Source organism: Ruegeria sp. BB7, from assembly GCF_056539365.1.
In genome coordinates, this window is record NZ_JBQFUV010000001.1 from 400,941 (window position 1) to 413,123 (window position 12,183).

Sequence of the window (12,183 nt, forward strand, 5' to 3'; positions counted from 1 at the left end):
TCGAGTTTTAAGTCGCCGATTTTTTGCTTGCGGCTTGTTTTCATGTTGCGAAACGTGAAGGCGCGTAGACGCTCATATCCGTATTCGGGGTTCTGCCCATGATCATCTGCGCCAAAAAGCGTCCTGTTTTAGGCCCACCTGTCAGGCCGATGTGATGGTGACCAAAGCCCATATACGCCCCGTCGATCCCCGGAACATCGCCTATGATCGGGATCGAGTCAGCCGGAGCAGGCCTGTGCCCCATCCATTCCACTTCCTCCTTCCATGTCACGCCCGGAAAAGCCGCCCGGGCATTCTTGCGCATCAATTCAAACGGTGCGCGCGAGGGCGGAGCATCCAGCCCGCCAAATTCCACAATCCCTGCTAAACGTATCCGCCCGTCCATGGGCGTTGCAACAAACTTGCCCGAAGCCACCATAACCGGGCTGCGCGGCATCGCAGAAGGGTCCACCAATTCAAGATGATAGCCACGTTCGCTTTCAAGAGGAACAGAAACACCCAACCGTTCGGCCAAGGGCCCGGACCAGACGCCTGCCGTCACGATGGCCGTGTCGCACGGGATAGTTTCACCATCCGCACGCACTCCGACCACGCGACCATTTTCGCGCGCGACGTCTTCGACGCTGGCACGAATGATCCGGCCTCCGTTTGCTTCGACATGCGCGGCCAGGTCTTTTACATACTGCCCGGGATCAGTGATATGGCCATGGTCCGGCAATTTGGCGGCGAAACCGATATCCTTACTGAACACCGGGTCGTAATCGTGAAACTCCTTGCCCTCCAACTCTTCCCACTTAAAGCCGTGCTTGCGTCGGATGCCCCAACCAAATGCATCTTCGTCGAAATGCGCCCGGTCATTGTAGAGAAACAGGTAGTCAGACGGCACGATCCACTTTTCAGCCTTCGTGCCAGCCGCCAAGGCCTTGTGATCGTTTAGACTGTCGCCAACGATTGGAGAAAGGGCTGATGCAATTCGCTCAACATCCTTGGCGTTGGCGTGGCTTAGATATCTCCTCAACCACGGAATCAGCTTTGGCAAATACCCCCATTTCAGGAACAAAGGCTGCGACGGGCTCAGCAACATTTTCGGCGCTTTGCCCATCAGGCCCGGAACCGTCACCGGTACGATCGAACATGAGGCCAGAACACCGCCATTGCCATGTGACGTTCCTTCGCCCGGACCGGTCTTGTCGATCAGGATGATGTCATGACCATCCCGCTGCAGCCAGACTGCCGCAGATACCCCAACGATACCAGCGCCGATGATGGCTATGGTTTTCTTGTCGCTCATGCTGCCACCGCCTTGGCCACAGCATGATGGTTCAGCTTCGCCACATCTGGTCTGCCGCCCAAACCGGGACCTGTGGGAACGACAACACTGCCGTCGCGAATTTGGAATGACTCCTCGAGAATGTCTTCTTTGAGGAAATAGGACGCCTGATAAAACTCACATCCAAGCGTGATCTCAGGCGTTGAGGCGATCATGTGGGTTCCTGCAAGATGGGCCAGACCAGTCTCGAACATGTCGCCACCATAAGCCGTCAGGCCATGCGCCGCTGCAATGCGGGCGACTGTTTGCCCACGCGTCAGACCTCCTGACTTCATGATCTTCACCGACACGCCATCGCATATCCCCTCACTCGCGGCACGCTCCATATCTTCGGGACCAAAGACACTTTCATCAGCCAAAAGCGGAACGCCGATCATCTGCCGCAGCTTTGCCATCATACCAAAATGATGCGCACGCACTGGCTGTTCGATGAAATCCGGTTTGAACTGGGCAACGTCCCGCACCTGGGCTGGGGCGTCTTCGATACTAAGGCCTTGGTTATAGTCCACCCGCACCAAGAATTCGGGATAGTTCTGCGCTATGTGTTCCAACCTCATAATGTCGAACGCATGATCCCTGAACCCGGTCTTGAGCTTGACGATCCGAACGCCATCCTCCTGCAAACGGGCCAGCAGCTCGATATCCTGTGCATAATCCGGGTTCGCGATCGAGCAACTAAGCGGAATAGTTTCCCGGCACTTGCCGCCCAGAAGAGACCAGACCGGAACCCCACTCACTTGGCCCGTAAGATCCAGCAGAGCGGTTTCCAAAGCTGCCTTGGCTTCAGTACAATGGGCCACGGCATAGGCCGCTTGGGCCATGATTGCCGCGCGATCACCGATTCTTGTCCCGATAACGAGCGGGCGCAGATAACGATCCAGCGCGGCATAGGTGGCTTCGGGCGTTCCGGTGAACACAGACCAGGGTGACGCTTCTCCGAACCCCTCTGAACCGCCTTCAGCCGTAAGCCGCAGGACGACGACCTCGCAGGCTCCCTCAACAGAACCGATTCCATGATCCCGCCGCGACGTGACCGGCAGCTTTAGGTGCCACAGGTCAAATCCTATGATTTTTTGGTCCTGATCGCTCATTTCGCCCTCTATTGACGAAAACAAACCTGCCTTGACCACCATATCATTTCAAATACTATATCTTTGAGAGTTCATCATAAAAAATGATACCTACGCAATGTCCTTACGTTTTCGCCAACTGCAAGCCTTTCACGCCATTATGGAGACCGGAACCGTGACCGGGGCGGCCTCGGTTCTTGGCATTTCGCAACCGGGGATCAGTAACCTTCTGGCGCAGTTGGAACGCGAGGCTCGGCTACCGCTTTTTGAACGAAACAAGGGCCGTCTGTTGCCTACGCCCGAGGCTGAGTTGCTCTACCGCGAGGTCGATACCGTCGTGCGCGGGCTGGATCATGTGGCGCAGGCCGTGACCGACCTGCAGAACAAACATCCCGGTCAGTTGCAGGTCGCCTCCCCTCATATGCTCTCGTTCGGCTTCATGCCGCGCGAGATTGCGCGCTTTGCCGAGAGCCGCCCGAACTTGTCAGTCAGCTTTCAGTCGCAGTATTCGTCGAAGATTCAGGAATGGGTGATCTCTGGCCTGTTTGAGATCGGAATTGTTGAAATGCCCATACTGCATGACACGCTGAACTATCAGGTATTTCAATTCGAAACGTTGGCGACTTTTCCCGAAGACAGCTCACTTGCGAAGCATGACGTTCTGACCCCGGAAATACTGGAAGGTGAGCCCTTTATCGTCATGGGCCCCGAGCACCAGACTCACCGCAGGACCCGCGATATTTTCCAGAGCGCTGGGTGCACATGGCGCACTCAAATCCACACGCACTTGTCCGAAAACCTGTTGAGTTTCGTCAAACAGGGCATGGGCGTGGCGATGATCGATCCGTTTACTGTCACCTTTGACGGAGAGAGCGGGTATCAAACCCGCCCGTTCCGACCCGCCGTGATGCTGGAGCTTGCAATCATCACGGCCAAGGGCCGCCCCCTGTCAACTATCGCACAGGAATTTCTGGCCCAATTGACCCCTTCAATCTCTGCCTACGCCACCCATTCCGAAACCGGTGCCGCAGCCTCGTGAAGTTGCTGCGAGTGGATATCGACCAAAGTGGGGCCGTCATGTTCGATGGCCTGTTTTAGAACCTTGGTCAGGTCCTCGGGGTTTTTGACCGTCCATGATTTCACACCAAAGGCCGACGCCACAGCCGCGTGATCCGTGCGGTTGAAATCGACGTTGTAATATCGCTGACCGAACCCTGCATTCTGGCCAGCCTTGATCCAGCCAAAGACCGAATTCGAGAATACGATCGAGGTGATCGGCATATTGTGTCGCACCATCGTTTCGAACTCACCGCAGGTAAAGCCGAATGAACCGTCGCCCATGACCGACAGGGTCTTGACGGATGGCCGCCCCACATGCGCCCCCATCGCTGCCCCCAACGAATAACCCAATGCACCATGCGCCCGGTTGGTGATAAAATGCCGCCCCGGTTTGCGCCAGCGATAATGCGCGCTGAAATAGGGGCAAGGAGTGCCGGGATCAGCAACGACGATCGCGTCATCGTCAAGGATATCCATCAATGAGGCCATGACCGCCTCGGGCGCAATTGGGGCTTCTCGGCTTGCCGCAAGAGGTGCAAATGCAGCCATCTTAGCCTCCCATGCCGCGCGAGCCTTGGCCGCGCCGCCAAGGCTGGGCAGGTCCTGCCGCGTCTCCAAAGCAGTGGCTAGAGCCTCCAGCGCCAGACGGGCATCGGCGCAGATGGCTACTTCGGTCTGATAGTTCGCGCCAATCACCATCGGGTCGCTGTCGATATGGATGATGGTGGCGTTGCGGCCCGGACTGCTCCAGCGTTCCGTAGTCACCGACCCCGCGCGGCAACCGATGAACAGGACCACGTCGGCCTGATCAATGACCGCACGCGTTGCAGGGATGCCGCCGTTCGACCCGATGACACCCAGGGCCAGCGGATCGGTTTCAGCAATAGAGCCCTGCCCCGATACCGTAGTCGCAACCGGCATGTCCAACAGACCGGCAACGCGGCGCAGCGCGCCCTCGGCGCCAGACAGCACCGGACCACCGCCACAAACGGCCACGGCTGATTTTGCCTTGGCCAAAATCTCGGCCGCTTCCTCAATCGCTTCGGTATCTGGTGCAGCACGTTCCGCAGGATAGCTGCGATGCCGTGCGTCGGCCCAGATCTCGGCCTCGTCCACCTGCGCCTTCTGCGTATCAAAGGGCAAAGCGAGATGCGTCGCGCCGGGGGTTCCGGTGGTCATCGCCCGGAACGCAGCTCGAACCATGGCCGGTATTCGCGTAGCGTCGTCCAATGAGGCATTCCACTTGGCCAGAGGCCGGAACAATCCGGGCTGATCCAATTCGGTCAAAGGGTACTTACCGCGGCTGGTCGTCGCGACATCCGAGGTGATCGCAAGAATCGGAACCGAGCTTTCGTTGGCCTCGACAACGCCCGGAAGGATATAGGTTGCTCCCCCGCCCGAGGGCCCTTCGCACACGCCGGGCTTGCCGGTTACACGGGCATACCCATCAGCCATATAGGCCGCGTGGCGTTCATCGCGGGTCAGAATATGCTGAATACCATGATCCATCCGCGCCATCGCGTCATAGAATGGCAGCGTGGTATCGCCGCAAAGACCGAACATATGCTTCACGCCATGCGCTTCGAGCATGCGTACCATCGCCTCGGCCCCAGTCAGATAATTGGTTCCCGTCATTGCCTGCGTTCCCTTCGCCACAAGATTGCACACATGCCTGTATATAGTTTTGTATATTGATTTCAAGAACTGGCTGTGGCACCTGTGCAATGCAATCGAAAGGACAAACGATATGGCAGGGCCGCGCGTCGATGACATCTATGATCAGGTCAAGGCGATGGCGGTTTCATTCCGTCTGCGCCCCGGGGATCGTTTGAACGAAGTAGCCCTCTCCAAAGAGCTGGGCGTCAGCCGCACGCCGCTGCGTGAGGCGCTGAACCGGTTGGTGGCCGAGCGGCTGTTCGACTTCCGCCCAGGACAAGGTTTTTTCTGCCGCCCGCTTGATGCCCAAGGCGTATTTGACCTGTTCGAACTGCGACAGATTATCGAGGTCGCTGGCGTCCGCGCTGCCTGCTCCAAGGCCTCGGATAAAGACCTTCTGTCGCTCCGCGATGAACTCTACGCGACAGGGATCGACATTACCGGCCTGACGGTCGAGGAAGCAGTCAACCGCGACGAGGCGTTCCATTTGGGCATCGCCGCACTGTCCGGCAACGCAGAGCTTTTGCAGACGCTGACCCGAATTAACGAACGCATCCGTTATATTCGCTGGATATCGATGAGCATGGACAGGCTTCATCGCTCTAAAGATGAACATAAACGGGTCATGCAAGCGCTTTTGGATCGCGACGCAGACGAAGCAGCGCGCATCTTGGGCACGCATATCGCCAAGCGGATGGATCAGGTGCAAGAGGCGGTAAGGCAAGGAATATCCAGCATCTATATGGATGGACCTGACGTCATTTCGACCCGCATCATTGAGGAGGCACAAACATGATCGCTCAGGGCGGAAAATCCATCTACGGCGCGTCCGTCGGCATCCTCATGCTGGACGCTCAATTTCCGCGTATTCCCGGCGACATGGGCAATGCGCAGACGTGGCCGTTCCCGGTGCTCTATCGCATCGTACGCGATGCGTCGCCCGACCGGGTCGTTCGCCGCAAGGCCGAGGGCATGCTGGATGCTTTCATCGAGGCTGCCCAAGAACTTGTTAAGGATGGGGTAGACGGGATCGCCACCAATTGCGGGTTCCTGTCGCTGTTTCAAAAAGAACTGGCCGAGGCGGTTCCTGTCCCGGTTGTTACATCTTCATTAATGCAAGTTGATATGGTCAACCGAATACTTCCAGCCGGCAAACGCGCCGGGGTGCTGACAATCTCGGCCTCTTCGCTGACCCAAGATCATCTGCAAGCTGCGCAGGTGCCGCTGGACACTCCCACCGGCACAACCGAGGGAAGCCGTGAGTTCACAAGAGCCATTCTTAACAATGAATTAGTGTTGGACGTGGAAAAAGCCCGCGCAGACAACGTCGAGGCTGCCCGTGCGCTTATGTCAAACAACCCGGATCTGGGTGCAATAGTTCTGGAATGCACAAATATGTGCCCCTATGCGCGCGACATTCAGCGGGAGACAGGTCTGCCAGTTTACTCGATGGTGACGCTGGTCAGTTGGTTCCAAGCGGGGCTGGCACCTCCGGCGTATTAGCCGCATACCGCTGGTCCGAAGCCAAGCTTGTATCATCAAAGTCGGATAGGTGCCTAAAGAAATGTCCAAACAACGCGAGATTGGGAGGACTGTCTCAGCAGACTCGTAATACGAGTTTTCTATTTTCAAACAATTTTAGGAGTTATTCTGGTGCGGTCGAGAAGACTCGAACTTCCACGGGAGTTACCCCACAGCGACCTCAACGCTGCGCGTCTACCAATTCCGCCACGACCGCACTGTAAACTTGGTGTCTTTGACCGCGTGACCTTCTTAGGTTCTTCGCACAGTTAGGTACTGCGAGTACGACTGTTACTGTAACAGAATCCGGGTGGTCAACCCGTACATGTAAGGGTGAGTCAGATTGACTCAGTTTGGGACCTTGAGTTGAACGTCGAGAGCAAAGGCAACCCAGACAACAACCTCACAGTGGCTTTGAGTTTCCTTTTGACCACTCTGGGGTCGCGGGAGGGCTTGTGGAAGGCCACTACCCATGTTGACCTTCAAATGACGGCGTACAGAGTCCGGTAGCCCATCCTAGGCCGGTTGGCGAACGTCACGTCTATGGCTTCTACTTGCTGAAAAACTCATTCATTCTTTGGTTTCTTCTACGTAAAAAGCTCATCGTTGCTCGCATGATAGCTTGGTATTCAGCTACATCTGAGGGGTAGCCATCTCGTTTAAAATTGTCGAACGGCAGCATAAAATTGACCTCATCGTTCTCAACTAGGTCATTCAACAAAAAGAAATCTACGTATCCTTCGAAGTCCTGGAATAGTTCAAAGAAATCCCCGTACCTCTCTAGGACTTCCGAAAGTGGACTGACTTGATCTTTGTAAAATCGCCGAACGCACTCAAGGGTAAGATCAATTCTGTCGCTGATCTTTGAGTGACAGCCACGTGCTTGATTAATATTCTGCTTTCTATTCACCATCTTTCGCGGGAACAGGATGTATCCACCAATAGTACTGCCGAGGTTGTAGAAATCCGTTGTCGCTTGACGTGGAACTTGAGAGGTGATCGGCACCATTTTTCGTGCGCACAAATATGTGTTGCTGATAGCATCGCTACTTAAGTGGAACTCCCCCAACTCTGAGCAATGATGCAAGTAACCTCCCGGCTCATCTACAAGACTGAATTGTGCGCCATTCGGAAGCGACTTACTCCACAACAACTTGTGATACCGACGGAGAGTTGGGCTGTACTTATCTGGGTCTTTTCCGGGAGGTGTGTCCTCGAACATAAAAAACTGAGTATCAATTACCATTTTCTTGCTTTGTATAGTGTTTAAGAATTCCGCAAGGCACAGAATGCTCTTTTGATCTTGTAACGTCAAATTTGATAGATTGCGCAAACTTGTCTCTGAGTAGTGATACTTTCAGAAACGAAGGCTTTGTTGCGTAAAGTCAAATTCAAATTGCCCTTAGTAATCTGGATTTCCCAAGGCACCCTCATACAACTCCAAGTCCCCTTTCGGCACACTCGCCAAAAACTCAAGTTCCCCGCTCTCCCAACCGTCCTCAAACGCTTGGTTCAACCGCCGTTTCTCCGAGTCCGACTTTGAGCAAGGGTAAACCAGCCCAACAATGTTCTGATACATGTGCCGCGCCCTACCCTTCTCGTCGCGGTAGAAGAACCGCAAGCGGCCATCAATATCATTGGCCAACATGCCAGATCGTTTGTTGGCTTCTCGACCTTGTGGCCACCTGTTCAGTTCTTTGTTCGCCTGATCAAACAGTTCAGGGCCAAGGATCGACAAAGCGACGTCTGGCAGCGCGTCCAGAGAGGCCCTGAGAGACTCGCTGAGAGGGGTTAATCGTTTCGTGATAGGCGGGGAGTCTGGGGTGGCTTTGGGTGGCTCTGAGTCCACTGAGGGACGCTGAGGGTTTTCATCAATATCTTTGCAATAGTCCATTTTGTCTAAACGTCCTCAAAGTTGTTTGCATGTAGAGACGATGGGTCTTTCATCGCCCACTAATATGTGTTGCTAGTAATTTGATTTGAAACCGGAACTGAGAAACCTAATGCGATTCCTACCCCCAGAAGAACCGATTAAACTTTATGAATCTGGATTTGAGGATGACCTCTTAAAACGCATAAAGACCAGCAAGATGCTGTCGGAGGTTCTCGACCGGATTGATGATCCTTTGGTTGTCGCAATTGATGGAAGGTGGGGGACAGGAAAGTCCTACTTTCTGCAACGATGGGTTGGAGCGCATAGGCTCCAAAACAATGGCAGAGCGTTGACAGTATACTTCGACGCTTTTGCTCATGACTACCAAAGCGACCCTTTGATCTCACTTGTAAGCGTGTTGGTGAACCGACTGCCAAAAGGAGACGAATCGAAAGCGAAAAAGCTAATCGAAGTTGCTGGAAAATTTGTTCGCCCTGCCACCAGAATTGGCCTTGCGCTTGCTTCATATGGAGCAACAGAGGCTCTAAACGGTATAGGTGACGTGGCAGTCGATGTACTAAAAGGTGAAGCCGACAAAGCCCTCAATGATTTTTGGTCTCGTGAGCAAGGACGCCATGCTGCCATGCTTGAATTCCAATCCGCAATTCAAGCCCTGACTTCGTGTGGTGACACGGGAACGCCAACACCCTTGGTCATTGTTGTAGACGAGCTAGATCGTTGTCGCCCCGATTTTGCCTTAGAAGTTTTGGAGGTAATAAAACACTTCTTTGCCGTACCAAATGTGCATTTCGTCCTAGGTGCAAACCTAAAGGCATTAGAAAATAGTGTGCGAGTACGCTACGGCGCAGGGGTTGATGCTACGGCCTATCTACAAAAGTTTGTCAGTTTCACCATGAGTTTGACTGAGCATCTGGACGACCATCAACGAACCCCCGTGATTCTTACTTACGCCAGCCATATGGGTAAGATGATGGGAATACCAAACGAACTTTTGGCAGAAATTTCCTCACAGTTGAAAATCCTTTCGAGATGCAACGACATTTCGATAAGGGATGTAGGAAAAATTTTATCGACAGCCGCGCTTTTTCCAGAGGACGCAAGGTCAGCCAGACTTCTTCGCGGCTGGAGAACCATACTTGTGACCCTACTCATCGCCAGAGTGGTGCGCCAGGATATCTTTCCGCAGTTGCTAGACGCTTCGATATCTAAAACTGAACTTGTTGGCTTTCTCAATGCGCGAAAAGAGATTGCCAGCCGTGATCTCGACAACGGAGAACGCAACCAAGAATACAATCACGGGCTGTATATTTTGTTTTCCACTTGGAGCTACGTTATCAACGGAGGCTTAGCCGAAGATGATGGAACGAGGTCGGCAATCGCTAGTACATTCGACAGCTTTGCAATGCCTGATGACATCAATAGTATACCACGAAGAGTCTATGAGAACTGGCTAAGCGTTTTTCAGTTGGATTCCCAAGAAACCAAATAGGCTTTGCGTAGTTCAAGGCATTTGCTCAGAGCCAAATAAGAAAAGTCTTGGCTCTGAAATTTTTCATGTCGAACAGTTAGGCATCAACATCAATTGGGTAGTCCAATTGCTCTGCCGGTATCTGATACGTGTAGGAAGTCGCGGGAACCCTTGGGTCAATCGGTTGAACCTTGTGTTCCTTCATCAGTTTAGCCGCCGTTGATAGGTCGGTACCGGTGGCGGTACCTTCCTTAATCTTTGCAATCAGTTTCCGAACGAGTAACCCGTTGAGTTCTTCGAGTTCACTCTGGGTGGCATTCTTGATGCTGTCCTCAGGCATCATAAGGCTCCCAGAGTTCATTGAATGCCTCAATCGCTTGGTCACGGGTTAGCTTTCCCTGAATTGCCTTGACCCAGATGCTCCTTACCGCTGCTTGCTGATCGCGCGTTCCGGTTTCCGACAGATCGACAAGAAAATCCACTCGATCCAAACCGAGACCATCGCCTGTCTCAAGAAAATCGTACATGGCGTGACCGCCTACTTCCTGCATCTCTGAAAAGGTTTCTAGGAAACGTGCCTCCGAGACATTCATTTTCTCGTTCAGGAAGTTGAGACCAGACTCGCTCAGATCACCATTCATAACGATATCTTGCCCAATTAAATCTAGGGCTTTCTCACCATTCTCGCCAAAGGCAATCTCAAATTGGTCGCTGAGTAGCGCCGCCTCTGCCGGTCGGTCATCTACTGGTGCAACCTCGGGAACATTCTCAGAGTCATTCAAGAATTCATCCTGAGGCGACGTAAATTCCGACCCCCGGATCAACCCCAGCGACTGCGCCATTTCATATGTCACTTCCATCCCTTCAATCATCAAAATGTCGTTGGGTTGGTATTCACCGCCAGCATGCATCCGCGAACCATCGCGCGTTACTATATCAGTGTTGTTATTAGCATCTGCATCTTGAATGTAATTTTCTGCAACGTTGAAGTGACCTTTGGCCCGTTTCTCGGCGGTCACGTCCCGCACAGATACACCAAGGTCATCAGAGTTCATCAGGTTAGAGGTAGGGGCAATTGCGTTGTCAGTGTAGAGTGTCATTAAGTATTTCTTTCGTTTGTAGAATTGTCTTTTGGTAGGCCAAGGGCCTTATATGCCCTCTCAAGAAGGCGAGTGTCGGACTGCCAAGCCTTGCCCATCGCGTGATCGACAGCGGCGTGGAGTTCCTTTCCAATGGCTCGGACAATGGGTCCGGCCTTGAATGGATTGAGTGTGACCTTGGTGGTCACCTGTTCTGTGATAGGTCGGGGTCGGTTCTGGATAGGATCATCCGAGACGTACCAAGGCTTTTCCCAACGGATGATCTTCACTTCTGTCTTGTCCTTGGTGAACCCAGAGTTCGCCAGCACGAACTTCCCCGCCCAAGTATTTACAAAGTGGTTCCGCGCTTTGACTGCCCCACCTTTGCCATTTGGCATCTGCCAGAGGAACTCTGACCAAAGACGACAGGCCATATACCTGACCATCGCATCTGACAGGGAGTTCATTTCCCGGTGGACGTAGTTGGAAAGTATCACCCAGGCTTTGGCCTTTTGGGTGTATCCCATGTCACCCTCTAACCGAAAGAATGGCAGAGCAAAGGCAGGGTTATGGGTGATAGTGCGTTGGGCTGAACCCCAAGTGGACTTGAAGGATCGCTTGGCAAAATCGGTGGTGAGATAGTCATCTTCGAGCCAAGTCTTGATTGCGCCTTCGATGGACCGGAGTTCACCTTGGGTCGGCAAGCGCCCTGTTGGGTGGCCGTATCTTCGGTTTCGCTGGTAGTGACCCCGGCAATAGCTGGACAAGTTGTAGCGTTTGTTCTCGCAGCCAACGATAGAACACTCTCGATCCTTGTTGGCTCGTTCCTGAGTAATACGCCGTTGCCTAAGTGCTTCTCGTGAAGCTTTACTGCGTCTCCCTGCCGGGATGGTAGACAAGGGTAGCTTAGCCACTCCCTGCCCCGTCTTTGAGGAACAACGAGTTTACCCTGACTTTACCACTTCGGAGGCGTTGTAAGGCTTCTGGGATCACAGAAACCCCGACAGAGGCCAAAGCTTTACGACCCTCGCTACCCTCTGGGTACACAAAGGATTTCATTGCGACGCGCCAAAAGTTCTGAGACAGGTTCAGGTCATTGCGGACTT

At 53.5% G+C, this 12,183-nt stretch carries 11 protein-coding genes and 1 tRNA gene; 4 read left to right on the forward strand and 8 right to left on the reverse strand.

Translation table 11 applies throughout. The annotated features are described in order from the left end of the window. Positions 1-40: 40 nt before the first annotated feature. The gene (locus ACR0D7_RS01985; RefSeq protein WP_480677513.1) at positions 41-1,291 is read right to left on the reverse strand and encodes an NAD(P)/FAD-dependent oxidoreductase; all 1,251 of its coding nucleotides are present in this window, start codon (positions 1,289-1,291) and stop codon (positions 41-43) included. Beyond that, complete coding sequence (locus ACR0D7_RS01990) at positions 1,288-2,421, reverse strand: enolase C-terminal domain-like protein (RefSeq protein ID WP_480677514.1); 1,134 nt, start codon at positions 2,419-2,421, stop codon at positions 1,288-1,290. The genes ACR0D7_RS01985 and ACR0D7_RS01990 overlap by 4 nt, the downstream gene beginning before the upstream one ends. Positions 2,422-2,518: 97 nt before the next feature. Between ACR0D7_RS01990 and ACR0D7_RS01995 the strand changes: the two genes are divergently transcribed. After that, complete coding sequence (locus ACR0D7_RS01995; RefSeq protein ID WP_480677515.1) at positions 2,519-3,439, forward strand: LysR family transcriptional regulator; 921 nt, start codon at positions 2,519-2,521, stop codon at positions 3,437-3,439. Here ACR0D7_RS01995 and ACR0D7_RS02000 read toward each other — a convergent pair. Next, positions 3,400-5,094, reverse strand: coding sequence for a thiamine pyrophosphate-binding protein (locus ACR0D7_RS02000; protein WP_480677516.1), 1,695 nt, complete (start codon positions 5,092-5,094; stop codon positions 3,400-3,402). The two genes, ACR0D7_RS01995 and ACR0D7_RS02000, sit on opposite strands and share 40 nt — an antisense overlap. 112 nt (positions 5,095-5,206) lie before the next feature. On the opposite strand from ACR0D7_RS02000, the gene ACR0D7_RS02005 reads away from it, so the two are divergent. Together ACR0D7_RS02005 and ACR0D7_RS02010 are read left to right on the forward strand one after the other, a co-directional pair. After that, the gene (locus ACR0D7_RS02005) at positions 5,207-5,911 is read left to right on the forward strand and encodes a GntR family transcriptional regulator (RefSeq protein WP_480677517.1); all 705 of its coding nucleotides are present in this window, start codon (positions 5,207-5,209) and stop codon (positions 5,909-5,911) included. Continuing rightward, positions 5,908-6,618 carry an aspartate/glutamate racemase family protein gene (locus tag ACR0D7_RS02010; RefSeq protein WP_480677518.1) on the forward strand — a complete coding sequence of 237 codons (711 nt, stop codon included), beginning with the start codon at positions 5,908-5,910 and terminating at the stop codon, positions 6,616-6,618. Before ACR0D7_RS02005 ends, ACR0D7_RS02010 begins: the two co-directional genes overlap by 4 nt. A 148-nt stretch (positions 6,619-6,766) precedes the next feature. Here ACR0D7_RS02010 and ACR0D7_RS02015 read toward each other — a convergent pair. Continuing rightward, positions 6,767-6,853, reverse strand: a tRNA-Leu gene (locus ACR0D7_RS02015). Positions 6,854-7,186: 333 nt separating this feature from the next. Continuing rightward, positions 7,187-7,969, reverse strand: coding sequence for a DUF6994 family protein (locus ACR0D7_RS02020; protein ID WP_480677519.1), 783 nt, complete (start codon positions 7,967-7,969; stop codon positions 7,187-7,189). Between the two features lie 670 nt (positions 7,970-8,639). Here ACR0D7_RS02020 and ACR0D7_RS02025 point away from each other — a divergent pair. Continuing rightward, positions 8,640-10,019: a KAP family P-loop NTPase fold protein gene (locus ACR0D7_RS02025; RefSeq protein WP_480677520.1), complete on the forward strand. Its 1,380-nt coding sequence runs from the start codon at positions 8,640-8,642 to the stop codon at positions 10,017-10,019. A gap of 76 nt (positions 10,020-10,095) precedes the next feature. On the opposite strand, the gene ACR0D7_RS02030 is transcribed toward ACR0D7_RS02025, so the two are convergent. From ACR0D7_RS02030 to ACR0D7_RS02040, 3 genes are read right to left on the reverse strand one after another with little or no spacing between them, the layout of a single operon-like run. Next, entirely contained in the window at positions 10,096-10,338 is a 243-nt protein-coding gene (locus ACR0D7_RS02030) for a hypothetical protein (protein WP_480677521.1), read from the reverse strand. Beyond that, positions 10,331-11,098, reverse strand: a complete 768-nt coding sequence (locus tag ACR0D7_RS02035) for a hypothetical protein (protein ID WP_480677522.1) — start codon at positions 11,096-11,098, stop codon at positions 10,331-10,333. The genes ACR0D7_RS02030 and ACR0D7_RS02035 overlap by 8 nt, the downstream gene beginning before the upstream one ends. After that, positions 11,098-11,991, reverse strand: coding sequence for a hypothetical protein (locus ACR0D7_RS02040; protein ID WP_480677523.1), 894 nt, complete (start codon positions 11,989-11,991; stop codon positions 11,098-11,100). The genes ACR0D7_RS02035 and ACR0D7_RS02040 overlap by 1 nt, the downstream gene beginning before the upstream one ends. Between the last annotated feature and the right edge of the window lie 192 nt (positions 11,992-12,183).